23 protein-coding genes and 1 pseudogene are annotated in these 24,243 nt (G+C 57.2%); 15 read left to right on the top strand and 9 right to left on the bottom strand.

The genetic code is table 11. The features are described 5' to 3' along the window. The first annotated feature begins 71 nt into the window (after positions 1–71). The 6 genes from GHO03_RS07180 (at position 72) to GHO03_RS07155 (ending at position 4,421) form a co-directional block, all read left to right on the top strand. Positions 72–686, top strand: a complete 615-nt coding sequence (locus GHO03_RS07180; RefSeq protein ID WP_095001813.1) for a TPM domain-containing protein — start codon at positions 72–74, stop codon at positions 684–686. Between the two features lie 256 nt (positions 687–942). Next, complete coding sequence (locus GHO03_RS07175) at positions 943–1,134, top strand: LuxR C-terminal-related transcriptional regulator (RefSeq protein WP_153399474.1); 192 nt, start codon at positions 943–945, stop codon at positions 1,132–1,134. 86 nt (positions 1,135–1,220) lie between these two features. Further along, complete coding sequence (locus tag GHO03_RS07170; RefSeq protein ID WP_153399472.1) at positions 1,221–1,745, top strand: hypothetical protein; 525 nt, start codon at positions 1,221–1,223, stop codon at positions 1,743–1,745. 425 nt (positions 1,746–2,170) lie between these two features. Continuing rightward, positions 2,171–3,388, top strand: a complete 1,218-nt coding sequence (locus GHO03_RS07165) for an SAM-dependent methyltransferase (protein WP_095038648.1) — start codon at positions 2,171–2,173, stop codon at positions 3,386–3,388. Between the two features lie 115 nt (positions 3,389–3,503). After that, on the top strand, positions 3,504–4,085 hold the full coding sequence (locus tag GHO03_RS07160; RefSeq protein ID WP_153399469.1) for a DJ-1/PfpI family protein: 582 nt from the start codon (positions 3,504–3,506) through the stop codon (positions 4,083–4,085). A gap of 15 nt (positions 4,086–4,100) precedes the next feature. After that, entirely contained in the window at positions 4,101–4,421 is a 321-nt protein-coding gene (locus GHO03_RS07155; RefSeq protein ID WP_095001808.1) for a ribbon-helix-helix domain-containing protein, read from the top strand. A gap of 138 nt (positions 4,422–4,559) precedes the next feature. On the opposite strand, the gene GHO03_RS07150 is transcribed toward GHO03_RS07155, so the two are convergent. The 3 genes from GHO03_RS07150 to GHO03_RS07140 form a co-directional block, all read right to left on the bottom strand. After that, positions 4,560–7,106, bottom strand: a complete 2,547-nt coding sequence (locus tag GHO03_RS07150; protein ID WP_153399467.1) for a TonB-dependent receptor — start codon at positions 7,104–7,106, stop codon at positions 4,560–4,562. A gap of 119 nt (positions 7,107–7,225) precedes the next feature. Continuing rightward, positions 7,226–8,167, bottom strand: a complete 942-nt coding sequence (locus tag GHO03_RS07145; RefSeq protein ID WP_095038651.1) for a FecR family protein — start codon at positions 8,165–8,167, stop codon at positions 7,226–7,228. Further along, on the bottom strand, positions 8,164–8,703 hold the full coding sequence (locus GHO03_RS07140; protein ID WP_095001805.1) for an RNA polymerase sigma factor: 540 nt from the start codon (positions 8,701–8,703) through the stop codon (positions 8,164–8,166). Before GHO03_RS07140 ends, GHO03_RS07145 begins: the two co-directional genes overlap by 4 nt. A 172-nt stretch (positions 8,704–8,875) precedes the next feature. On the opposite strand from GHO03_RS07140, the gene GHO03_RS07135 reads away from it, so the two are divergent. After that, positions 8,876–9,208, top strand: a complete 333-nt coding sequence (locus GHO03_RS07135; RefSeq protein ID WP_095001804.1) for a YegP family protein — start codon at positions 8,876–8,878, stop codon at positions 9,206–9,208. A 154-nt stretch (positions 9,209–9,362) separates the two neighbouring features. On the opposite strand, the gene GHO03_RS07130 is transcribed toward GHO03_RS07135, so the two are convergent. Continuing rightward, positions 9,363–10,388 carry a DUF4917 family protein gene (locus GHO03_RS07130; protein ID WP_095019258.1) on the bottom strand — a complete coding sequence of 342 codons (1,026 nt, stop codon included), beginning with the start codon at positions 10,386–10,388 and terminating at the stop codon, positions 9,363–9,365. Between the two features lie 137 nt (positions 10,389–10,525). Between GHO03_RS07130 and yiaY the strand changes: the two genes are divergently transcribed. Further along, the gene (yiaY, locus tag GHO03_RS07125; protein ID WP_095001802.1) at positions 10,526–11,674 is read left to right on the top strand and encodes an L-threonine dehydrogenase; all 1,149 of its coding nucleotides are present in this window, start codon (positions 10,526–10,528) and stop codon (positions 11,672–11,674) included. A gap of 119 nt (positions 11,675–11,793) precedes the next feature. Here the strand turns inward: yiaY and GHO03_RS07120 are convergent, their stop codons facing one another. Continuing rightward, on the bottom strand, positions 11,794–13,317 hold the full coding sequence (locus GHO03_RS07120) for a fumarate hydratase (RefSeq protein WP_095001801.1): 1,524 nt from the start codon (positions 13,315–13,317) through the stop codon (positions 11,794–11,796). Positions 13,318–13,667: 350 nt separating this feature from the next. On the opposite strand from GHO03_RS07120, the gene GHO03_RS07115 reads away from it, so the two are divergent. Beyond that, positions 13,668–14,603, top strand: coding sequence for an iron-sulfur-binding ferredoxin reductase (locus GHO03_RS07115; protein ID WP_169916860.1), 936 nt, complete (start codon positions 13,668–13,670; stop codon positions 14,601–14,603). A 61-nt stretch (positions 14,604–14,664) separates the two neighbouring features. On the opposite strand, the gene pyk is transcribed toward GHO03_RS07115, so the two are convergent. Beyond that, positions 14,665–16,116 carry a pyruvate kinase gene (gene pyk, locus GHO03_RS07110; RefSeq protein WP_088377893.1) on the bottom strand — a complete coding sequence of 484 codons (1,452 nt, stop codon included), beginning with the start codon at positions 16,114–16,116 and terminating at the stop codon, positions 14,665–14,667. A gap of 162 nt (positions 16,117–16,278) precedes the next feature. Here pyk and GHO03_RS07105 point away from each other — a divergent pair, with 162 nt between their 5' ends. From GHO03_RS07105 to sbcB, 3 genes are all read left to right on the top strand, one after another. Beyond that, entirely contained in the window at positions 16,279–16,659 is a 381-nt protein-coding gene (locus tag GHO03_RS07105; RefSeq protein ID WP_095001798.1) for a tol-pal system YbgF family protein, read from the top strand. A 239-nt stretch (positions 16,660–16,898) separates the two neighbouring features. Further along, positions 16,899–17,258 (top strand): PilZ domain-containing protein, encoded by a 360-nt coding sequence (locus tag GHO03_RS07100; RefSeq protein ID WP_095001797.1) that lies wholly within the window; start codon positions 16,899–16,901, stop codon positions 17,256–17,258. Positions 17,259–17,325: 67 nt separating this feature from the next. Further along, positions 17,326–18,777, top strand: a complete 1,452-nt coding sequence (gene sbcB / locus GHO03_RS07095; protein ID WP_169916859.1) for an exodeoxyribonuclease I — start codon at positions 17,326–17,328, stop codon at positions 18,775–18,777. Between the two features lie 76 nt (positions 18,778–18,853). On the opposite strand, the gene mvaT is transcribed toward sbcB, so the two are convergent. Beyond that, complete coding sequence (gene mvaT, locus GHO03_RS07090) at positions 18,854–19,231, bottom strand: histone-like nucleoid-structuring protein MvaT (protein WP_048363549.1); 378 nt, start codon at positions 19,229–19,231, stop codon at positions 18,854–18,856. 349 nt (positions 19,232–19,580) lie between these two features. Between mvaT and purU the strand changes: the two genes are divergently transcribed. Together purU and GHO03_RS07080 are read left to right on the top strand one after the other, a co-directional pair. Continuing rightward, positions 19,581–20,429 carry a formyltetrahydrofolate deformylase gene (gene purU, locus GHO03_RS07085; protein ID WP_095001795.1) on the top strand — a complete coding sequence of 283 codons (849 nt, stop codon included), beginning with the start codon at positions 19,581–19,583 and terminating at the stop codon, positions 20,427–20,429. A 52-nt stretch (positions 20,430–20,481) separates the two neighbouring features. After that, on the top strand, positions 20,482–20,661 hold the full coding sequence (locus GHO03_RS07080) for a hypothetical protein (protein WP_153399463.1): 180 nt from the start codon (positions 20,482–20,484) through the stop codon (positions 20,659–20,661). Here the strand turns inward: GHO03_RS07080 and GHO03_RS25805 are convergent. After that, positions 20,658–21,422, bottom strand: a complete 765-nt coding sequence (locus GHO03_RS25805) for a methyl-accepting chemotaxis protein (RefSeq protein ID WP_372241714.1) — start codon at positions 21,420–21,422, stop codon at positions 20,658–20,660. The two genes, GHO03_RS07080 and GHO03_RS25805, sit on opposite strands and share 4 nt — an antisense overlap. Before the next feature lie 90 nt (positions 21,423–21,512). Further along, positions 21,513–22,547 (bottom strand): annotated as a pseudogene (locus GHO03_RS25800) (cache domain-containing protein); the annotation flags it as partial. Positions 22,548–22,742: 195 nt separating this feature from the next. Between GHO03_RS25800 and GHO03_RS07070 the strand changes: the two are divergent. After that, positions 22,743–24,227 carry a helicase HerA-like domain-containing protein gene (locus tag GHO03_RS07070; protein ID WP_095022951.1) on the top strand — a complete coding sequence of 495 codons (1,485 nt, stop codon included), beginning with the start codon at positions 22,743–22,745 and terminating at the stop codon, positions 24,225–24,227. Positions 24,228–24,243: the final 16 nt, after the last annotated feature.

The following is a 24,243-nucleotide window of genomic DNA, read 5'->3' as shown; positions in this document are numbered from 1 at the left end:
GGTGGTGGCAGCTTCGGCGGCGGCGGAGCCTCTGGTGGCTGGTAATTCACTTTTTAACGAGTACGAGACTTATGGCTTTATTAACCCCCGAGCAACAACGGCAGGTCGAAGACGCGGTCACCCGTGCCGAACAGCACACCGACGCCGAAATCGTCACCGTGCTGGCTCCCCGTGCCGATGATTACAGCTACATCCCCTTGCTATGGGCCAGCCTGATTGCCTTGGTGCTGCCGGCCGTGGTGCACTTCTTGAACAGCGGCCTGGCGACTTACACTCTGCTGATGCTGCAATGGGCCAGCTTTGTCTTTCTTAGCCTGATCTTTCGCATCCCGGCCATCACCACTCGCCTGATTCCGCCCCGTGTGAGGCATTGGCGTGCGAGTAACCTGGCCCGGCGCCAGTTTCTCGAACAAAAACTGCACCACACTGCTGGGCGCACGGGTGTACTGATTTTTGTCAGTGAAGCTGAACGTTATGTCGAAATACTGGTGGATGAAGGGATATCCCGCCATCTGGACGACAGTGACTGGGGCACTATCGTCAGCGATTTCGTACGCCGCGTGGCGTTGGGGCATACGGCAGAAGGTTTTATCACTTGCATCGATGCCTGCGCTGAAGTGCTCGCACAGCACATACCCAAAACCCAAGCGCGCAACCAACTGCCGAATCGGTTGGTGATGTTGTAATCATTTTCTTAGTGGCTTTGATGTTTCCGACACTTTGATGAGAAGTGTCGGGCTTTTGTAAAGTTATCTTTATGGTTTTATTCTTGTCTGCCCGTAAGTAAGTTCTTGCTGGGTCGCGATATAAATTTCTTCTGATTATAATTTTCATTGTTGTGAAAAACTGTGTTGTCATTTTTTTGAATGATGGCTAGGTTGTGTTTGAGCGTTTTTGTAGGGTGCTTTTCCGTGAGAAATTAAATAGTTTGGGAGAAAAGGATTGAAGCTTGCGCACAGGGAGAAAGAAGTGCTTGATTTGCTTTTGCAGGGGCGCACGAACAAGAAGATAGCGCAACAGTTGCGTATTAGTGGTTTTACGGTACGGGATCATGTGTCTTCATTGCTGCGCAAGTACAGTGTCGGAAGTCGTATGGAGTTAGTAGTGGAGATTGGCCGTATGGGTGAAGGTTAATATGGGCTTGCGGGCCCCCTACATCGGTAGGGTTGCTATGTCAGGTGTTGAAGTTTATTTTTAGATCAAGTGCGCAAGAGGTGAGGATGAAAAAGCTGTCTTTGTATATACCGCTTGATTATGTGGCGACCCGTGTGGATTTGGTTGTGATGGCGTTGAGTTGCCTGTTTATGCTGGGGCTTGGTGTGATGATGTGGGATGCGAGGGTGGAAGTGCCGCCGGAACCGAAAAAGTTGGTGCTGCGCAGCGCATATGTTACCCATCCTTTGGATCGGTCGAAGTCGTCAGCTTTTTTGTATTTTACTGTGGGGCAAGATGAAGGGGGTTATAAGTACAGGGTTGAGTTCTCCAGTGAGGATGCAAGGTTGTTGGATGTTCGGAAGCATAAAAAGTTGTGGGTGGCTGTAGATGCTAGTGGTGAGAGTGAATTTGTATGGGCTGTGTATGATGATGAACTTCGATTGATGGTGAGTCGTAAGCAGATTGAGTGGTGGGTGCGATATAACAATGGTGGTAATTACCTTGCGATTGTGTTGTCGTGCCTGGCTTTAAGTTATTGCGGTTTTTTCATGTTCAGGTGTGGTATTTGGAATCGGTATTATTGCAGGTAAGGGTCGCTCGCTAGTTCAGTCACGCCTTGAGGAGTTGAGGGGGAATAAGCCTTGGAGTTTTTTAACCCGTGTGTTGGAGCGAATTCTGGTATTGCATGATTTTAAAATTGCTGTGTTAGGCGCTTGTGCGGGCGGACAGATGTTCGGTCAAGATACGATCATTCATCGAGACAATATAGTATATCCCGGTTTAACGATTGGTGTGTTTTGTAATGAGCGCCGGCCGGCATTCTTACTGTTCTACTCATATGAGCTGCAATTATTTTTCACATCACAAACCATTTATAATTGTTGGCAAGGTCTGCATACCCGCCACTGTCCGTGCCCGTATGAAATTACCCCGTGCCCTGAGCGCCCAACACGCCTAAAATACCTGCCATTCGTTTTCTGATTTTCCCTCCTGCACCCCCGAGGCACCTTTTTCAATGTCAGTGACTGCTACCACCGCCGCGTCTGTGCCGGATCATCGTGCGCAATTTTTGAACCTGCTGGAAACCGGTCTGGCCCAGAATTCCTTTATCAAGCTGGTGCTGGCCAAATACGTGGGCCCCGAGGCTGAATTGCAGCGGGTGATCATCAAGCAGGTAACAGTCAAGGAGCAGCCTTGCCTGTCCTTTGTATATCGCTATAAAACCCGCGATATCACCAAGAATTTCCCGCTGGACGAAGGCGTGGCGATCATTGCCGGTCTGCTGCCCGAAGCGTTCAAAAATGCCCACCTGCTGACCCTGACCGACGAAGTGCAGCTTGAATACAGCAAAAAGGGTAAAAGCTCTCTGTTCAAAGGCAAAAGCCAGCAAGAGCGCGAAGTGCCGTCGGCTGAGCACAATCGTGAGAAAAATCGCTTTCTGGACCTGACCCGGCCGTTTCTGGCGGATCTGGGTGTCACCAACAAGCAGCAAGAACTGATCCCGGCGATGTCGCGCAAGTGGAAGCAGATCAACAAGTTTATCGAGGTGTTTTCCCACGCCCTGAGCAGCTCACCGCTCAAGCTCGATCAGCCGGTCAAGGTGGTGGATTTCGGTTCGGGCAAGGGTTACCTGACGTTTGCCATTCACGATTACCTGCGTCACAGCCTGCAAGCCGAAGGCCTGGTGACCGGGGTTGAGCTGCGTGAAGACATGGTCACGCTGTGCAATAACGCCGCCCAGCGTCTGGAGCACCCGGGCCTGACCTTCCAGCACGGCGATGTGCGCAGTTTTGCACCCACCCCGATCGATGTGATGATCGCCCTGCATGCCTGTGATATTGCCACCGACTACGCCATTCATATGGGCATTCGCTCCGGGGCGGCAATCATCATGTGCTCGCCGTGCTGTCATAAACAGATCCGCCTGCAAATCCAGAGCCCGGCGCTGCTCAAGCCGATGCTGCAATACGGCCTGCACCTGGGCCAGCAGGCCGAAATGGTCACCGACAGCCTGCGCGCGCTGTACCTCGAAGCCTGCGGCTATGACACCAAGGTGTTCGAGTTTATCTCGCTGGAACATACCAATAAAAACAAGATGATCCTCGCGGTCAAACGTGCCGGACCTTCCGATCCAGCGCAGTTGTTGGTGAAAATCCAGGAACTCAAGGCGTTCTACAACATTCAGGAACACTGCCTCGAAACCCTGCTTCAGGCAGACGGTTTGCTGAAGTAAGCCTGTAAGCAGCTCTGGCGGGAACGTAGTACATGGCTATTACCCGCCCGCGCGCTCAGGGGTTACCTTGGCTACTCTTACTGGCCCAAGGTCTTACCCCACAGGAGCACGCACCATGGCAGCGAAAAAAATTCTGATGCTGGTTGGCGATTACGTCGAAGACTATGAAGTGATGGTGCCGTTTCAGGCACTGTTGATGGTCGGCCATCAGGTTCATGCGGTATGCCCGGGAAAAACCGCAGGCCAGACCGTACGCACTGCCATCCACGACTTCGAAGGCGACCAGACTTACAGCGAAAAGCCCGGGCACTTGTTTGCCCTGAATTTCGACTTTGACAAGGTGAAAGCCAGCGATTACGACGCACTGCTGGTGCCGGGCGGTCGTGCGCCGGAATACCTGCGTCTGAACGAAAAGGTGCTGGACCTAGTGCGTGACTTCGACAAGGCGGCCAAGCCAATTGCAGCAGTGTGCCATGGTGCGCAACTGCTGGCCGCTGCGGGCACGCTGGAAGGCCGTGAGTGCAGTGCTTACCCGGCGTGTGCGCCGGAAGTGCGGCTGGCGGGGGGGACTTATATCGATATCGATGTGACCAAGGCCCATGTGCAAGGCAACCTGGCCACAGCCCCTGCGTGGCCGGCACATCCGGCGTGGCTGGCGGCATTCCTGGGTTTGCTGGGTACCAAAATCACTTTGTAGGCAGAGGGCGTGACCATGTGTGAACTGTATGTAAAAGCCGACCCGATTCTTTACGAGTCACGTTCGCGCTCATTGCGTATTTGCGGCGTGGTCACCACTTTGCGCCTGGAAAACCAGTTCTGGGACATCCTCAGCGAAATCGCCGAAACAGATGGCATGACCACCAACCAGTTGGTGGCCAAGCTCTATGAAGAGGTGATGGATTATCGCGGCGAAGTAGTCAACTTTGCCTCGTTCCTGCGCGTGAGCTGCACCCGCTACTTGAGCCAGCGCCGGGTGCAGGCGCCGGAGTTGAGTGTGGTAGCACGTAACAGTAGCCGCGCTCTCCCGCAATAGCGCTTGCGGGTGTGAGCGGTACACACCCGTGGGAGCCGGGCTTGCCCGCGATGGCATCGGCGCGGTCGGCCAGATACACCGTGCCGGCGGAATCGCGAGCAAGCCCGCTCCTACAGAGGGTTTGCCGGATCAGCCAACTCAGAAGAACCGCGTCACGCTGATCTTGGCATTGCGGCCCTGGCTGTAGGCGTTTTCGCCACTGAGCATCGGCTGATAGTTTTTATTGAACATGTTGTCCAGGGTGAAGTTGACTTCGGTGCCCTTGAGGTACGGCTGCTGCGGCTTCCAGTTGGCAAACAGGCCCTGCACGTTGTAGCTGTCGTTGGGGAACTGGTCCCAGTAGCGGTCGCCCAGCGCACTGATCGGGCTGCTGTAGTAGTTATCGCTTGGCAAGCGGTCGGTCTTGCGTACGAATTCTCCCTTCCAGCCAATCCGGGCATCCAGGCTCGGGATCTTGGTACCCAGTACGGCAATCCACTTGGGAGCGGGTATGTCACGCGCCCAGACGTTGGGACCCCAAGGGTTGGTGTAGGCGCCTTGGTGTTTGCCGGTCATCCATGCATATGACAGTGATCCGAACACGTAGGTGGATTCGTAGAAACTTTCAATTTCGAAGCCCTTGATCGTCACGCTGCCAATATTGCGGTAGTTGGGCATGTTGGGCCCGCACGCATCGCTCATGCTGACAGTGGGCGTTTGCGCGGCGCAGCCTATCCCCGTGGCCTTGAAAATCTCGTCGTCGACGGTGTTGCGGAACAGGGTGGTACGCACCAGGGCGTGGTCGTTGTCGCCAAAAATCTTGTCGAAGGTGGTGATGTTGCCGCCGCGCCAGCCGGTGATGCGCTCCGGATCAAGGCCCAGGCTGCTGGAGGTGCGGCTGCCGACGCCTTGTACTTCGTACTGCTCGTCAATCACCGGGGCACGCCAGGTTTTGCTGTAGTCCAGGAACAGGGCGGTTTTCGGGGTGATTTTCCAGAAGGCCGACAGGCGAGGCGACCAGCCGGTGTAGGTTTTGTCGCTGTAGTCGTGACCCAACTCCGGGTGGTTATAGTACGGCGCGTCGTTTTCCTGGCCGCGATTGCGTACGTGGTCGTAGCGCATGGACGGCGTGAGGGTGAAGTCACCCCAGGTGATGGCGTCCTGAATATAGAAGCTGTTGGTGTCGACCTTGCCCCGGGGCATGAAGTTGGGCTGGTAGTGGCCGTAGTTGTACTTTTCGACGTCGTAGATACCGCCCGGCATCCACATGTCCACATCACGCTGGTGCTTGCGAAGTTGCACGCCGGTGGTCACTGCATGGTCCAGCGGGCCGCTGGCAAACAGGCTGATGTTCTCGACCTGGAGCATGTCATCGGTGTAGCCGGTTTCCATCTTGCGCCCGCCGCTGGTGGGCTGGGTAAAGGCCTGGGCATCGCGCTTGTCGGTTTGCTCGGTGTTGGAGTGTGAGTACTTGACCTCCAGATCCACCAGCGGGTTGTCCAGGGGTTCGTATTTGTATTTGGCCGACCAGGTGGTGTCGATCGTCGAGCGGTTGGACAGGTAGCGCCGCGCTGCTATGTCGTAGCCATATTTGTCGATGTTGGCCTGGCTGGGTGGCGCCGGGTAACTGACGGCCGAGAAGGGCACCCACAAATAGTTGTTCGAGCGCGAGTAAGACATGCCCACACTGTGTTCGTCATTGAGGTGCAAGTTGAGCTTGAGCAGTTGTCCGTCCAGGTCCTGGGCCGTATTGGGCAGACGCTGCGGGTTAACCGGGTAGACATTGCCGGGGTTGGGCATTTTACCGGCCAGCTTCATATCGTCGCCGTCGCGCCTGGTGTAGTAAAACAGGGCGTCGGCACGACCATCTTCGGTGCGACCGTAAACAGCGCCGCTGTAGACCTGTTGATGGTCGTTGCTGCTGTAGCCGTATTTGAGCATGGCGCCGGTGTTCTTGCCCTCTTCGAGCAAGTCGGTCGCGTCCTTGGTTTCCATGTGCACAACACCGGCAAAACCGCCATTGCCGGTGTGGATATCGTGGGGGCCTTTTTCGACTTCCAGGCGTTTGATCAGCTCGGGTTCGATAAAAATCGTGCCCTGTTTGTAGCGTTCAAAGCCGCTTTTGGTCGCGCCATCGACGGTCATTTGTACGTCTTCGGCTTCTCCCATGCCCCAGATATTGATGGTCTGGCCACCGGGCTTGAGCGAGCCGCCGAGGTTGATGCCTGGCAGGGTGGCGAGCAGGCTGGGGATGTTATTGGCCTGATAGCGGTTGATTTGCTCCTGGGTCATGGTCGACTTGCCGACGTTGCTGGAGTCGACCTCGCTACCGTTGCCGACCACGCTGACTGCGCCCAGCTCCAGGCTGTTGCTGGTGGTGGTGCCGGACTCCCGGGGCCGCACGACGTAGGTGCGATCGATCTGCACAAGGCTGAAGTCGGTGTCTTTGAGCAGGCGCTGGATAGCTTCCTGTGGCTCGAAGGTGCCACTGAGTGCCGGGGCTTTCACGTTGCGTAACAGGGCTTCGTCGAACAGCAGCTGGATTTTTGCCTGCTGTGCCACCTCGCTCAGCGAACTGGCCAGCGATTGTGCTGGCAGTTGCAGTTGGATCGACTCCGCGTGGGCTTGCAGGCTGATCGCCAGGCAAGCCGCCAGCAGTGTCGGGCGGGTGTACAAATGCGAGAAGCAATGTGGTGCGCGAAACATGAAATCCCCCGGTGTGGCAACAAAGGCCAAAAAGACATGCGTTAGCAACGCAGACCGGAGGAAGACGCAGCAAAATGAAAAAACCACATATGCGAATGTAAAATATTCGCATATGTTTTTTAGCGTGGTTCGATACGGATTTTACCGCTGTCCAGCAGCACGGTTTTTACCGGGATCAGGGCGGGCAGGGCTTTGACCAGTGCCAGTGGATCGCTGACATCCAGGTTGCCTGAAACCTTGTAGCCAGTCAGCGGGCCGTCGGCCAACTGAATCAGGCCCGGGCGGTAGAGGTCCAGTTCATCCACCAGGCTGGCCAGTTCGCGATTGCGAAAGGACAGATGGCCGCTGCGCCAGCCCGCCACTTCGCCCGCACTCAACGTCTGTTCTATGAGTGCTCCCCTGTTGTAGTCCCAGGTGGCGCGTTGTTGTGCACCCAGCAGCATTGCTGACCTGGGGTCTGGGATGAACGCAACCTCGCCGTGGGCCACGCTGACCACCAATTGGCGCGAACTGCGGCGTACATCGAACCCCGTGCCGACCACCCGTATGCGCGCCTCCCCGGCATGCACCACCAACGGCTGCTCCTTGTTGGCCGCGACCTCGATGTAAAGCTGGCCCTGGTCCAGATAGATGTCACGCTGGTGGGCGCTGAAGTCCAGGCTCAAGCGCGTGTTGGCATTCACGTTCAGGGTGCTGCCGTCGGGTAGCAATATCGTGCGGGCGCCTTGGGCCAGTGTGCTGACCTGCTGTTGATGCAGCGCCACCGGGGCGCCCAGGTTCAGTGCAAAGACGGCGCAGAGCACGGCGGCAGCAGTGGCTAGCGCAAAGTGTGCGCGCCGGGGCTTGGCAGGGAGGGGGACCGGCGAGTTGATCTGTTCAAGTTCTCCCAGGTCGGCCCACAACGATTCAAATTCGGTATAGGCCCGGGCATGACTCGGGTTGGCATGCCAGGCGTTGAATTGTTCGCAACTGCCTTGGTTGCGGGTATTGCGGTTGCGTGCAAACCAATTGGCGGCCTGTTCATCGATGCTGTCGTCACCGGCCGTGTGAAAAGGGCTCATTGTGTCTGCTCCTTGCCGCTGTCCCGCTGTAGATGTTGCTTGCAGTGCAGCAAGGCCTGGGCAATGTGCTTTTCAACCATGCTCACGGATATCCCCATGCGTTCGGCAATCTGTGCCTGACTCAAGCCTTCAAAACGGTGCAGCATAAGGGCTTCTCGACGTCTGGGCGAGAGTTCTGCAACTACCCTTTTAAGTTGTTCAAGGCGTTGCAGGCGCAGGGCTGCGACCATCGGATCATCCCTGTCATCGCTCAAGGGCTCGGCCTCACTTTCACTGTGCTCGCCGTGAGCGGCGTGTCGCACTTGCTGTCGACGCCAGTGATCGCGCAACAGATTGCGCGCCATCTGGAACAAAAACGCCCGGGGCTGTTCGATTTTGCCTCGGTCCTGATAGCCCAGCCATTGGGTGAAAACATCCTGGGTCATGTCGGCTGCATCGCTGGTGTTGTCGGTACGCTTGCGCAGAAAGTGCAAAATTTGCGTATAGAACTCGCGAAAGTGATCGGCCGCGGGCGGATCGGGTTTAAGGCCAGACATGAAGATCCTTATAGACACAGCGATGCAAATAAGCTGCGAATGGTATCGATAACCATTGCTATTTGTCTCGTTGAAATTTCCTGTTTCCTTCATTCCTGTCGATAAATGGATAAATAGCCCATGGGGTCTTTACTGAATAAGTGCAGGAACCTTTAATTTCGGGAGAAAGGCTATGTCGGGTTGGTATGAGTTGAGCAAGACCAGCAGCGGGCAGTTCCGGTTTGTACTGAAGGCGGCGAATGCCGAAACCATTCTGGTCAGCGAGCAATACACCACGCTGGCGGCGGCCAAGGGCGGGATCGCCTCGGTGCAGGTCAACAGCCCGCTGGATGAGCGCTACGAGAAGAAAGTGGCCAAGGACGGCAAGCCATACTTCAACCTGAAGGCGGCCAATCACCAGATCATCGGCACCAGCGAGCTGTACTCCTCGGAGGCCGCGCGGGACAAGGGCATTGCCAGCGTCAAGCACAATGGCCCGACCACGGTGATCAAAGAGAAATTTTGATACCTGAATGTGTGCTCTTGTAACCCTGTAGATACTCTGTTGTAGATCAAACCCTATTGTGGGAGCGAGCCTGCTCGCGAACGACCTTCGCGAGCAGGCTCGCTCCCACAGTTGCAGTTTTTCCTGTTGCCGCTGCTCGTCAGCGGCTACAGGTTTACCGTTCCACAGGTACTGAGTGCCTGGTATCGCCCAACGGATGGGTTTTTGAATCAAAGAAGCGCAGTTCAAGCTTCTTGTCGGCAAACAACGCTGTGTAGTGGTTTTTCTGAAAGCGAATAAAGGCTTCGCTGCGCGGGTAAATCGAGATGCACAGGGTTTTCAACGGTGCCTGGCGCAAGGCATCGATCAGGTGCTGGTCTTGCTCGCCCAAGCTGTGGCCGAAGATGCACAGCGCGTCTTTCTGGGTCAGCAACTGCTCATGACAAAAAGACAGGTAATCGGACTGGCGAATGGATTTTCGCTTGTCTTCGCTGCCGGTTTCGCTGACAAACAGCGGTACGTCGTCCAGGGCGCTGATGGAGTGGTTGATCGCAAAGTTGCTTAGCAATGTGGGTTGGTTGGCTGCCAGCTTGCGCGCCTTGCCTTCCTGGTTTTTCACCAGGTGCAGCGCGCCGTGCAGGTACAGCACACGGGTAGTCCTGCTTTTGGCCAGTGCCGCGGCAGGCTCAAAGGTTGCCTGCGGGGTACCGAACAGGTCGTTGAAACCTTTGGGTGCGTGCATCACGGCCCAGGGTGCCAGCAGGTCATAGTTGGCGCAGTACACCGTGGCGTAGCGCGCCAGTTCTTCGTTCCAGCAGGCCAGGGTTTCGGGCTGCATCAGGCGCCAGGGGATGTGCACGTCCTGGGTGCAGTTGATCAGGGCTTCCTTGATTGCGTAGTAGCGTTTGCGCGGCGAGGCCGAGTTGATGGCCAGTGCCTTGTTGACCTTGCTTGCGGTTTTCAGGGCGCTGAGCACATGTTCGAAATTGCGCGTGCCGAGGGCCTCGAACACGCTGAGTTCGGTCTGGCTCAGCGGCTTTTCGGCCACGCTTTTGGCTTTTTCAAACAGCGAGTCGTAATAGAAATCATGCCACACGGCCATGCTGGCGCCGTTGCCAATCAGCAGTCCGCTGCACGGGGTGCTGGTGCGTAACTGGTTCCAGTCTTCTAGTTGGGCATCAAATTCCTGGAAGGGGGTCATCGCAAATATCGTCTCAAGGCGTGGGCGGTAGCGGACTTTATCACGCTCAAGTGTTGAGCCAGATCAACATTGCTGCTTTGTGATTGGAGGAAGCTGTGGAGACCGAATTAGCCAATGACCCGCGAAGAGGACTCGACATGACCAGCACTTTCTTTATTCCTGCTGTAAACATTATGGGTAACGGTTGCCTGGATGAAGCCATGACTGCGATTCGCAATTATGGTTTTCGCAAGGCCTTGATTGTGACCGACGCGGGGTTGGCCAAGGCGGGGGTTGCGACGTTGATCGCCGAGAAGCTCGCGTTGCAGGATATTGATTCGGTGATTTTCGACGGCGCCAAGCCGAACCCGAGCATTGCCAACGTCGAGGCGGGCTTGAAGGTGCTCAAGGAGCATCAGTGCGACTTTATTGTGTCGCTGGGTGGCGGCTCGCCCCATGACTGCGCCAAGGGTATAGCGCTGTGTGCCACCAATGGCGGGCATATCCGTGATTACGAAGGCGTCGATCGCTCGGCCAAGCCGCAGTTACCGTTGGTGTCGATCAATACCACGGCCGGCACGGCCAGTGAGATGACGCGGTTTTGTATCATCACCGACGAAGAGCGCCATGTGAAAATGGCCATTGTTGACCGCAACGTGACGCCGCTGCTGTCGGTTAACGACCCTGAGTTGATGGTGGCGATGCCCAAGGGCCTGACTGCCGCCACGGGCATGGACGCGTTGACCCACGCCATCGAGGCATATGTGTCCACGGCGGCCAATCCCATTACCGATGCCTGCGCGATCAAGGCGATGGAACTGATCAGCCAGAACCTGCGTCAGGCGGTAAGCGACGGCAAGAATCTGACGGCGCGGGAGAATATGGCTTACGCACAGTTCCTCGCGGGCATGGCCTTCAACAATGCCTCGCTGGGCTTTGTGCATGCGATGGCGCACCAGTTGGGCGGCTTCTATGATTTGCCCCACGGTGTATGCAACGCGGTGTTGTTGCCCCATGTGCAGACGTTCAATGCCAGTGTGTGTGCAGCCCGCCTGACCGATGTCGCCCATGCACTGGGTGCCGATGTACGTGGCTTGAGCCCGGAAGAGGGCGCGCAAGCGGCCATTGCGGCGATTCGTACTCTGGCCAAGGATGTCGAGATTCCTGCCGGGCTGCGGGATTTGGGCGCCAAGCTGGATGACATCCCGATCCTGGCCACCAACGCCTTGAAAGATGCCTGTGGTTTTACCAACCCGCGCAAAGCCGATCAGGGGCAGATTGAAGAGATCTTCCGTAACGCGTTTTAACGGCTTGCCCTCACCCCAACCCTCTCCCTCCGGGAGAGGGCCAGGGTGAGGGGGCTTTTGGACAGGCATAAAAAAGGCCGGGTTAATAACCCGGCCTTTTTATTTCTGGCTAAAAGCGCTTATTGCACTTCTACAGCCAGGCTGTCGCTGATTTTCTTCTGCCAGATCGCCGGGCCGGTGATGTGCACCGACTCGCCTTTACTGTCGACTGCCACCGTAACCGGCATGTCTTTGACATCGAACTCGTAGATCGCTTCCATGCCCAGTTCGGCAAAGGCCACTACACGGGACTTTTTGATCGCCTGGGCGACCAGGTAAGCAGCACCGCCCACAGCCATCAGATACACGGCTTTGTGTTCCTTGATCGCTTCAATGGCGGTAGGGCCGCGCTCGGACTTGCCGATCATGCCCAGCAAGCCGGTCTGATCAAGGATCTGACGAGTGAACTTGTCCATTCGCGTAGCGGTGGTCGGGCCTGCAGGGCCAACCACTTCGTCACGCACCGGATCAACCGGGCCAACGTAGTAGATAAAGCGACCCTTGAGGTCTACCGGCAAGGTTTCACCCTTGTTCAGCATTTCGACCATGCGCTTGTGCGCCGCGTCGCGACCGGTGAGCATTTTGCCGTTGAGCAGGACGGTCTCGCCCGGCTTCCAGCTCTGCACGTCTTCCGGGGTCAGGGTGTCAAGGTTGACACGGCGGGCCGACGGGCCGGCTTCCCAGACGATTTCCGGGTAGGCGTCCAGCGGTGGCGCTTCGAGGGCTGCCGGGCCGGAGCCGTCCAGCACGAAGTGGGCGTGGCGGGTGGCGGCGCAGTTCGGGATCATGCACACCGGCAGGGACGCTGCGTGGGTCGGGTAGTCCATGATTTTTACGTCGAGCACGGTAGTCAGGCCGCCCAGGCCCTGGGCGCCGATGCCCAGCTGGTTGACCTTCTCGAACAGCTCGATGCGCATCTCTTCGATACGGTTGCTCGGGCCACGCTTGATCAGGTCGTGAATGTCGATGGATTCCATCAACACTTCCTTGGCCATCACTGCGGCTTTTTCCGCGGTGCCGCCGATGCCGATACCCAGCATGCCCGGTGGGCACCAGCCCGCGCCCATGGTCGGAACGGTCTTGAGCACCCAGTCAACGATCGAGTCGGACGGGTTGAGCATGGCCATTTTCGACTTGTTCTCGGAACCGCCGCCCTTGGCTGCCACGTCCACTTCCACGGTGTTGCCCGGAACGATGGAGTAGTGGATCACTGCAGGGGTGTTGTCCTTGGTGTTGCGACGGGCACCGGCCGGGTCGGCCAGGATCGAAGCACGCAGGACGTTTTCCGGCAGGTTGTAAGCGCGACGCACGCCTTCGTTGATCATGTCGTCCAGGCCCATGGTGGCACCATCCCAGCGCACGTCCATGCCGACGCGTACGAATACGGTGACGATGCCGGTGTCCTGGCAGATCGGACGGTGGCCGGTGGCACACATGCGCGAGTTGATCAGGATTTGCGCCATCGAGTCACGGGCCGCTGGCGATTCTTCGCGCAGGTAGGCTTCGTGCATGGCCTGGATGAAGTCCACGGGGTGGTAGTAGGAAATGAATTGCAGGGCGTCAGCAACGCTCTGAATCAGGTCGTCTTGCTTGATCACGGTCATGGGTCGCGCTCCTCTATAAGACGGGAACATACAATCAATAAGGTGTTTGCGACCTTGGTGCATCGGTCTGTCGAAAACATCTTTGCTTGGCATACCGGACACGCATGACCGGTACAAAAACGGCGCGGCAGTATAACCCGGTACTCTCACTGATACACCCGTAGAGGTGCAAACGAAAGTAGGGGGTGGACGAGGGGTGATAAGTTAAACTGTAAAACCACGAAATATATGAAGATCAACTGTGGGAGCGGGCTTGCTCGCGATTGCATCACCGCGGTCATTCAAAAAAACCGCGCCGCCTGCATCGAGAGCAATCCAGCTCCCACAGGCTTACCCTGCGGAGGCCAGCAGTGCCCCAGTTACACGTCGCTGACCAGCACTGGTCAGTTGCCCCGAACACTAACCTGCTCGATGCCTTGAATCAGGTTGGCGTGTCGGTGCCCTACAGTTGCCGGGCGGGCAGTTGCCATGCCTGCCTGGTGCGCTGCGTGCGTGGTGAGCCCGCCGATCTCAAGCCCGAGGCATTGAGTCGGGACCAGCATGAGCAGGGCTGGCGCCTGGCCTGTCAGTGTCAAATTGTCGAAGATCTGCAGATTGAAGCCTTTAACCCGCTGCGCGACGGTGTGCCGGCCCAAGTGGCAGGACTCGACTGGCTCAGTCCGACGGTGTTGCGCTTGCGCCTCACGCCGCAGCGAGCTTTGCGTTATCGCGCAGGCCAGCATGTGGTGCTGTGGGCTGGCGGCATTGCGCGCCCGTACTCGTTGGCCAGCCTGCCCGGAGAAGATCGCTTTCTGGAGTTTCACCTCGATTGTGCGCACCCCGGTGAGTTCATCGACGCGGCGCGGCAGTTCAAGGTCGGTGACGTTGTGCGGCTGGGCGAGTTGCGTGGCGGCGCGCTGCGCTATGACCCGGACTGGCAGGAGCAACCGCTCTGGCTGCTGGCGTCGGGTACCGGCCTGGGGCCGTTGTATGGCGTATTGCGTGAGGCCTTGCGTCAGGATCATCAAGGCCCGATACGGCTGGTGCATGTGGCCCGCGACAAGGCTGAGCATTACCTCCAGAACGAACTGCTGGCCCTGTCGGCGGCTTGTCCAGGGTTTGTGATTGAGTACCTTGAACGCCCTCAGTTGCCCGACTACCTGTTACAGATGCGTGTTCTTTCGCGCCAGACCCACGCCCTGGTCTGCGGCCACCCCGACACGGTCGATGCCTTTGCCAGGCGCCTGTTTATGGCGGGCTTGCCGCGCAATCAGCTGTTGGCCGATGCCTTTTTGACGCGAAGTTGAGGGCATAAAAAAGCCCCGCCTGATCACTCGGGCGGGGCTTTGGATTCAAGCTTTACCGGGCTTAAACCATTTTGTCGCCGACATGCAGGATCTTCATGCCGTTGGTGCCGCCGATGGTGTGGTAGCTGTCGCCCTTGGTCAGGATGACCCAGTCGCCTTTCTCCACAACGCCACGCTTGAGCAGCTCGTCAATCGCGGCCTGGCTGACCTGTTCTGGCGGCAGCGATGCCGGGTCGAACGGTACGGTGTAAACGCCACGGAACATCGCTGCGCGCGCCTGGGTCTCACGGTGCGGGGAGTAGGCGTAGATCGGCACCGAAGAACGGATGCGCGACATGATCAACGGTGTGTAGCCGCTTTCAGTCAGGGCGATGATCGCTTTGACACCCGGGAAGTGGTTGGCGGTGTACATGGCCGCCAGCGCAATGCTCTGGTCGCAGCTTTCGAAGGTTTTACCGATACGGTGGCTGGACGTTTTGCTGGTCGGGTGCTTTTCAGCGCCGACACAGATGCGCGCCATAGCCTGCACGGCTTCCAGCGGGTAGGCGCCGGCAGCACTTTCAGCCGAGAGCATCACGGCGTCGGTGTAGTCGAGAACGGCGTTGGCAACGTCGGACACTTCGGCACGAGTTGGCATCGGGTTCTGGATCATCGACTCCATCATCTGGGTTGCCACGATCACCGCTTTATTGTGGCGACGTGCGTGCAGAATGATTTTCTTCTGGATGCCCACCAGCTCGGCATCGCCGATTTCAACACCGAGGTCGCCACGGGCAACCATCACCGCGTCGCTGGCCTTGATCAGGCCGTCGAGGGTTTCGTCATCGGCTACGGCTTCGGCGCGTTCAATCTTCGCTACCAGCCAGGCAGTACCGCCGGCTTCGTCGCGCAGTTGGCGGGCGTATTCCATGTCGGCAGCGTCACGCGGGAACGACACGGCCAGGTAGTCGACTTGCATTTCGGCAGCCAGCTTGATGTCGGCCTTGTCTTTTTCAGTCAGGGCCGGTGCGGTCAGGCCACCACCGCGACGGTTGATGCCTTTGTGGTCGGACAGTGGGCCGCCGATCAGCACGGTGCAGTGCAGGGCGTCGTCGGTGGCAGTGTCTACACGCATCACCACACGGCCGTCATCGAGCAGCAGCTCGTCGCCGACGCCGCAGTCTTTAACCAGGTCCGGGTAGTCGATGCCGACCACTTGCTGGTTGCCTTCGGTCAACGGATGGCTGGTGGAGAAGGTGAATTGATCACCGATCTTCAGCTCGATCTTTTTGTTGGCAAATTTGGCGATACGAATTTTCGGGCCTTGCAGGTCACCCAGCAGGGCTACGAAACGACCGTGCTTGGCAGCGATGTCACGTACCAGCTTGGCGCGAGCCTTGTGCTCGTCGGGGGTGCCGTGGGAAAAGTTCAGACGGGCAACGTCCAAGCCAGCGAGGATCAGCTGTTCCAGCATTTCCGGTGAATTGCTGGCAGGGCCAAGTGTGGCAACAATTTTGGTTCGACGAACAGACATGCAAAGACTCCTGAGTTCAAGCGCTGCCAAAGGCTACTATGGTCTTTGGCTGTAGTCATTGTTCCTCTGCACTACTTTCTGCTTAAGTTGTGGTGCATCGGGTCTGTTGTCTGAAGAATCTGGCCGTGGGGTCGATACACTGTTATGAACAGGAGATGCCCCATGCGAATCGTGCTCGTTTTAATCTTGGTCGCCAGTGCGACCGGCTGTACCCGTTGGTCGATGAACCATCATTTGAACAATGCCTATCGTGCTTACGACCGGGGCAATTGTGAAACGGTAATGCTTGAGTTGTCCGAGGTTGATCGCGACAGTCGTAGTCGCCCGTACATTTGGCCACAAACAGCTATGCTCCGTGGACTGTGTCTTGAGCGTACGAAGTTTTACTTGGATGCGTCCCAGACCTACCAGTACATCATCAACGAATTTCCCAAGAGCGAGTACGCCTACCGGGCCAAGGCTCGGATCGAGACATTGCGCATTCTCAGGTTCATCCCGGGCCCCGGCACTACTGCCCAGGCAGTGCCTGTAAGCATTCCATGATGGGCGAAATTTAAACTGGTCATTTGTGCCCGGTTGGCTAATATCAAATTCGTTCGAGTGTTTTTTGTTTCTCTTGGTACTCAAACGGATTGCTCGTTCTGTCGCTGCTTGATATGTCGAGCTTCAGGTGAAGATGGCGGGCAGATCTACACGTGACTGTTGGCCCGGATGTGGGGGACAGGGCGTTTCGAGACGCCAGCGCGGCCATGCTGAATGGCCTCTCTATAGTGAAGTTGAACATGGTTATCGAACGGCTTATCCAGCGGCACCAACTGACGTTTTTCCTGAAAGTGTTCAATCGGTTCACTGACAAGCCTATTGGCTATCTGGGCAATGTGTCTGATGGCGGGTTGATGCTGATCAGCCAGTTACCGATGTTGGTCGACGCCAATTTCGAGTTTCGGATCAAGCTTCCCGGTGCCGATGGGGAGGTGCAGTTTATCGACCTGACAGCGCGTTGCCTGTGGTGTCGTGAGGATCTAACGCCGCATTATTACGATTCCGGGTTTATCCTGTATCAGCCACCTGCCGAGTACAGCGGTTTGATCAGTGCCTTGCAGCGCTACTTCAGCTTCCAGCCCCTGCAAGCCTCTGCATAGTCCCGGGGCTGGTCTTGCCCGGGTTTGAGCGCCTAGACTGTCCGGGTCTACTGCTCAGGAACACCCCGTGACCTCTATCTTCTGGTACGACTACGAAACCACCGGTATCAACCCGCGCTGCGACCGGGCGGTGCAAGTGGCCGGCATCCGCACCGACCTTGAACTCAACGAGATTGATCAGCCGGTCAACCTCTATTGTCAGCCAAGCGACGATATCCTCCCTCATCCCATGGCCTGCCTGATCACCGGCATCACGCCCGCTCGTCTCGAAGACAAAGGCCTGGGCGAAGCCGAGTTCATGACTCGCACCCATGCCCAGCTGGCCCTGCCCGGCACTTGCGGGGCGGGCTACAACTCGTTGCGCTTTGATGATGAGGTAACGCGCTACAGTCTCTACCGAAACTTCTTCGACCCTTATGCGCGTGAATGGCAGGGTGGCAACAGTCGCTGGGACCTCATTGATGTGGTGCGAACAGCCTATGCCCTGCGGCCTGAAGGCATCGTCTGGCCAGAGGAAGAGGGGCGGGTGACGCTCAAGCTTGAACGGTTGACGGCGGCTAACGGGATTGATCATGGCCAGGCCCACGATGCGTTGTCCGATGTACGGGCAACCATTGCGCTGGCCCGGCTGATTCGTGACAAACAACCCAAGTTATATGACTGGTTATTCCAGTTGCGCAGCAAACAACGTGTGCTTGATCAAATTCGGCTATTGCAGCCCATGCTGCATATCTCGGGGCGTTTTTCCGCGGCCAGACATTATGCCGGTGTGGTCTTGCCGCTGGGTTGGCACCCAAAGAATCGTAATGCTCTGATTGTCTACGACCTGCACATAGACCCTCAGCCTTTACTGGAGATGGACGCCGCAGCGTTGCGCAAGATGCTCTATACCCGGCGTGAAGATTTACCCGACGGTCAATTACCCGTTGGGCTAAAGCTGATTCAAGTTAATCGTTGCCCGGTGGTCGCCCCCTTGAATGTAGTGCGTGCCCAGGACCAACAGCGATTGCAACTGGACATGGACCTCTATCACGCGCGAGCCCGGAGCCTTGTTGAGGCTCAGCAAGTTTGGCAGGAAAAGTTGTCGGCCATTTATGCCCGCGAAGACTTTGCCCCCAGTGAAGATCCGGAGCAGCAATTGTATGACGGGTTTATTGGCGATCGAGACCGTCGACTGTGTGAGCAGGTCAGGCACAGTGACCCGGAGCAATTGGCCAAAGATACATGGCCATTTGATGATGAGCGCTTGCCCGAATTATTGTTTCGATACCGCGCCCGAAACTTTCCACATACCCTGAGTGAACAAGAACAGCAGCGTTGGCATATCTTCTGCCAGCAGCGTTTGTCGGATCCGGCCATGGGTGCGCCTTTGACCCTGGACAGCTTTATGCAGGCAGCAGATGAGCTGTCGCGCAGTGCCACGCCGGCCCAGCTAAAGCTTCTGGGCGAATGGCAGCGCTATGCCCAGGCATTGAGCCGGCGTGTCGGGTTGAGCCCGCCCGCCGAGAGTGCTGACTAAAACACAGGCAATAAAAAACGCCAGCATGCTGGCGTTTTTTAGTGGCATCGCAAAATAGTTGCGGGCCCGGTGTCACTTAGTCGAGCAAAGTAGCCCAGCCTTCAACCACGTCGCCGCCCCACTTGGCTTTCCACTCTTTCAGAGTTTTGTGGTTGCCACCTTTGGTTTCAATCACTTCACCATTGTGTGGGTTTTTGTATTGTTTAACCTTACGGGCACGTTTGGTGCCGGTGGTTTTAACAACGCCGCGAGGTGCTTTGCTAACTTTGGATTCCGGATCCAGCAGAGCGATGATATCGCGTAGCGATTTTTGGTATTCGCCCATCAGCGTGCGCAGTTTGCCTTCAAATTCCAGCTCGGTTTGAAGTTTGTCGTCTTCGGACAGGTTCTTCAGGCGGGCTTGCAGTTCTTTGATGGCTTCTTCGGTTGCACGATATTCGTTGATCAAGGACATGAGGATAACCTTATGTTGAAAAGGATGTCAGGGAGACAGTGGCGCAATAGTAGTCAGACAGTTACTGCAAGTAAACATGAAAGGGCTATTTAATTTAAAATTTTATTCATTAACTTTGCCCTCGGGAATATGCGCGCTATTAAATACACCGCGCTACAGTGAGGTTAATATGGACGATCAATAACATCGGCAAGTGTCCGTCCATTGCAGTGCAGGCCACGTCGATGCTGGTGTGGCACCTTCGGTGCGCGACCCGATGGCGCAGGTGCCGAGCTGTAACGAATACTGCAGTTTTGCTGCGCACTCGCTAGAATGGCGGCCTTAGTAAAGTTTTTGGAGTTTTCCCCTCATGCGCACTTTTCGGTTGGTGATTGCGTGCCCCGACGGCGTCGGCATTGTCGCCAAGGTCAGCAATTTCCTTGCCTCCCACAATGGCTGGATCACTGAAGCAAGCCACCACTCGGACGACCAGAGCGGTTGGTTCTTTATGCGTCACGAGATTCGTGCCGATTCCCTGCCGTTCGGGCTGGAGGCGTTTCGTGAGGCATTTGCCCCGATCGCCGAAGAGTTCTCGATGGAGTGGCGCATTACCGATACGGCGCAGAAAAAACGCGTGGTATTGATGGCGAGCCGCGAATCCCACTGCCTGGCAGATCTGCTGCACCGCTGGCACAGCGATGAACTGGACTGCGATATTTCCTGCGTGATCTCCAACCACGATGACCTGCGCAGCATGGTCGAGTGGCATGGCATCCCGTTCTATCACGTACCGGTTGACCCGAAGAACAAGGAGCCGGCTTTCGCCGAAGTCTCGCGTCTGGTCAAGCACCATGCTGCCGAAGTGGTGGTACTGGCCCGTTACATGCAAATCCTGCCACCTGACCTGTGCAGCGAATATGCCGGCCAGGTCATCAATATCCACCACAGCTTCCTGCCGTCGTTTGTCGGCGCCAAGCCTTATCACCAGGCCTCGATGCGGGGCGTGAAGCTGATCGGTGCAACCTGCCATTATGTGACTGAAGAGCTGGATGCCGGTCCTATCATCGAGCAGGACGTGGTACGTGTCAGCCACAGTGACAGCATTGAGGATATGGTGCGTTTCGGCCGTGATGTCGAGAAAATGGTACTGGCCCGTGGCTTGCGTTATCACCTTGAAGATCGCGTGCTGGTGCATGGCAACAAGACTGTAGTGTTCTGATCGACACCGTGGGAGCGAGCCTGCTCGCGAAGGATTGCCGGCGGAGGATGTGATGAGCGATCCACTCGACAAGGCGACATCCAGTGCTCCACCGACCTTGGGTGAGGGCTGTCTGAGTCGCTATGACCCGGATGCCCTCAGCCCCGAGGGCGGCACCGACTTCCCCGGTGCCGCCGAGCTTTGGGCGCAGGAGCTAGACGCTGCAGGCATGCAGCGTGTGCCTGAAGCCTAAATCCTGAAACTGCCCACCAGATGCTTCAGGCGGGCAGCCTGCTGTTCCAGATCGGAACACGCGCGAAGGGTTGATTGAAGGTTTTCGACGCCTTCCTGATTCAGCGTATTGATTTCGGTAATGTCCATATTGATCGACTCGACCACCGTGGTTTGTTCCTCGGTTGCCGTGGCGACAGACTGGTTCATGCCGTCGATTTCACCAATGCGTTCGGTCACGCTGATCAGGCGCTCGCCCGCGCGGTTGGCGATTTCCACGCTGTCCTGGCTGTGACGCTGGCTTTCTTCCATGGTGCTCACTGAGCCTCGGGCACTGATCTGCAATTCTTCGATCATTTTCTGCACTTGCTGTGCCGATTCCTGGGTGCGGTGTGCCAGGTTGCGCACTTCATCGGCGACCACGGCAAAGCCACGCCCGGCTTCGCCAGCACGAGCTGCTTCAATGGCGGCGTTAAGGGCCAGCAGGTTGGTTTGCTGGGAAATGCTGGTGATCACCTCCAGGATTTGACCGATATTCACCGTCTTGTCGTTAAGCGACTCGATATGACCGCTGGAGGTGCCAAGCATTTGCGACAGCTTCTGCATCGAGCTGATGCTGCGTTCGACCACTTCCTGGCCTTCCTCGGCAAGGCTGCGTGCATCGCTGGCCTGGTGCGAGGCCTGGGCGGCGTTGCGGGCGATCTCCTGTGCGGCGGCGCCCAGTTCGTTGATAGCAGCGGCGACGCTACTGGTGCGGCTGGCCTGTTCGTCAGAGTTGAGCATCGATGAGTTGGAAGCGCTGACAACCCGCAGGACCACCTCGTTGACTTGGCCGGTGGCCGAGGCCACTTCGCTGATGGAAGCGTGAATGCGCTCGACAAAACGGTTGAATGCGCTGCCCAGGGTACCGAATTCATCCTGGGACTCCACCACCAGGCGGCGCGTCAGGTCGCCTTCGCCTTCGGCAATATTCTGCATGGCGCGGGTCATCACGTGCAGCGGTTGCATCAGCAGGCGAATCAACAGGCCGAGCAGGGCGATGATCGAAACCACGGCGATAACCGTGGCAATGATTGCCGAAGTACGGAACTCACTGAGCGCTGCGAAAGCCTGCTGCTTGTCAACCGACAGGCCGATGTACCAGTTGGCTGAGCCCAGCCCTTTGATCGGGGTGAAGCTTACGATCCGGGTTTTGCCATTGGCCTGGATCTCGCTGAACGCAGTGGTGATCGCGGGAGTGTCCTGCGGATAGATGTCCTTCAGGTTCCTGGTGGCCAGGCTCTTGTCCGGGTGCACCAGGATTTCGCCGTCGGCATTGATCAGAAAGGCGTAACCCATACCGTTGAAATTCAGCGCGTTGATGCTGTCGGTGATGGCTTGCAGGGTCATGTCGGCGCCGACCACACCCAGGGTTTGAGAGCCCTTTTTTACCGGGGCCGCGATGGTAATGACCATCTGTCCGGTGGCAGCATCTATATAGGGTTTGGTCAGGCTGGAGCTGCTGCTGTTGAACGCATCCTTGTACCAGGGCCGGGTGCGCGGGTCGTAGCCGTCAGGCATCTTGCTGTCAGGGCGAATGGTAAATCCGCCTTGGCTGTCACCAAAATAAACCGACATAAAGGTACTGCTCAGGGTTTTTTGTTCCAGCAGGCTGGCCACCTGGGCGGGCTCTGGAGTCAGGGCGATGGATTCAGCGAGGTTTTGCGCCAGCAGGATCCGGCCACCGAGCCAGGTCTGAATGTTATTGGCCGTGACACTGCCCATCTCGTGCAGGTAGTTGTCCAGGTTGTTGCGGATGGCGTTGCGTTGCAAGTAGTCGTTATACAGCGTAAATAGCGAAAAGGCGGCTATTACGATCAGGGACGCGGCAAGCAGGATTTTATGACTGAAACGCAGGTTTTTATTCATGGCTTGAAGGGTCCGCTAAGGTCTAAAAGTGTGCGACATACACTCTGGTAAAACGCGCGCTCTACTCAGCACTGCCTGAACAGGGCAAGTTGGCTGTTGATCAAGCCGCTTTACCACGCTAAATCCGGTTTTATGTGGTCTAGCATTCAGTGTGTATCGACCCGCGATCGCTAAAGATTAATCAAAGGTGGCAAAATGCCTGACTCTTCTGCTCTAGTAATCGGCGCTGACCTTTCGGCTCAGCCCATCGCGCAGTCCTTGCGCCTGGCCAATCGCCACGGTTTAGTGGCGGGAGCCACGGGCACGGGTAAAACCGTTACGCTTCAGCGGCTGGCTGAACAGTTCAGTGATGCCGGGGTGGCCGTCTTCGCCGCCGACATCAAGGGTGACTTGTGCGGCCTGGGTGCGGCCGGCAATCCCCAGGGCAAGATTGCCGAACGGATCGCGGGAATGCCCTGGCTCAATTACCAGCCCAAGGCCTATCCGGTTACTTTGTGGGATATCCAGGGCAAGACGGGTCACCCATTGCGCACGACCCTGAGTGACATGGGGCCGTTGCTGCTGGGCAGCCTGCTGGAGCTGACCGACAGCCAGCAGTCGGCCCTCTATGCCGCCTTCAAGGTGGCGGATCGGGAAGGGTTGTTGCTGCTTGACCTTAAAGACCTCAAGGCACTGCTCAATCACCTGCGTGACAACCCACAAGTGCTTGGCGATGACGCGGCCCTGATGACCACGGGCTCCAGCCAGGCGTTGTTGCGCCGTCTGGCAACCCTTGAGCAGCAGGGTGCAGAAGCCCTGTTTGGTGAGCCGGCACTGCAGCTCGACGATATTTTGCAGCCCGCCAGCGACGGGCGCGGGCAGATCCATCTGCTCGATGCCAGCCGCCTGGTGCATGAAGCGCCCAAGGTCTACGCAACGTTCCTGTTGTGGTTGCTGGCGGAGCTTTTCGAACAGTTGCCCGAGCGCGGCGATGCAGACAAGCCCTTACTGGCGCTGTTTTTCGACGAAGCGCATCTGTTGTTTGCCGGTACGCCAAAAGCATTGCAGGACCGGCTGGAACAAGTGGTCAGGTTGATTCGTTCCAAGGGTGTAGGGGTGTATTTCGTCACTCAATCACCGGCGGACTTGCCCGATACGGTGCTGGCACAGTTGGGGTTGCGTATCCAGCACGGGCTGCGGGCCTTTACGGCCAAAGAGCAGAAATCCCTGAAAGCTGTGGCAGACGGCTTTCGCCCCAATCCGGCATTCAGCGCGCTGGCCGTACTGACGGAGCTGGGCACGGGGGAGGCTCTGGTGGGCATGCTTGAGGAAAAAGGCACGCCGGCGATGGTTCAGCGGGTGCTGATTGCGCCACCGCAATCGCGTATAGGCCCGCTGACGGAGGCCGAAAGGGCTGCATTGATCAGCCGTTCAGCGCTGCAGGGGCGTTATGACAAGCCCGTTGATCGAGAGTCGGCTTATGAAATCCTCATGGCCCGCAAAGGCGTGGCGCCGCAAGATCAGGCGCAGACACAGGCTGCACAGCACGAGCCGGGGTTTCTTGATCAGGCGGGAGACTTTTTGGGCACGACAGCAGGCAAGGCCTTGCAGTCGATGGCGCGTCAGGCGGCGGGTCAGATGGGCCGTCAGCTGGTGCGCGGGCTGTTGGGGTCGTTACTGGGTAACAGCAAGCGCAAATAAATAACAAGACTGCAAC

This window comes from Pseudomonas sp. FSL R10-1339, from assembly GCF_009600545.1.
GTDB classification, from domain to species: Bacteria; Pseudomonadota; Gammaproteobacteria; order Pseudomonadales; family Pseudomonadaceae; genus Aquipseudomonas; species Aquipseudomonas bubulae.
Note: the sequence above shows the minus strand (reverse complement) of the source record. Positions and strands in the feature narration are given on the sequence as shown.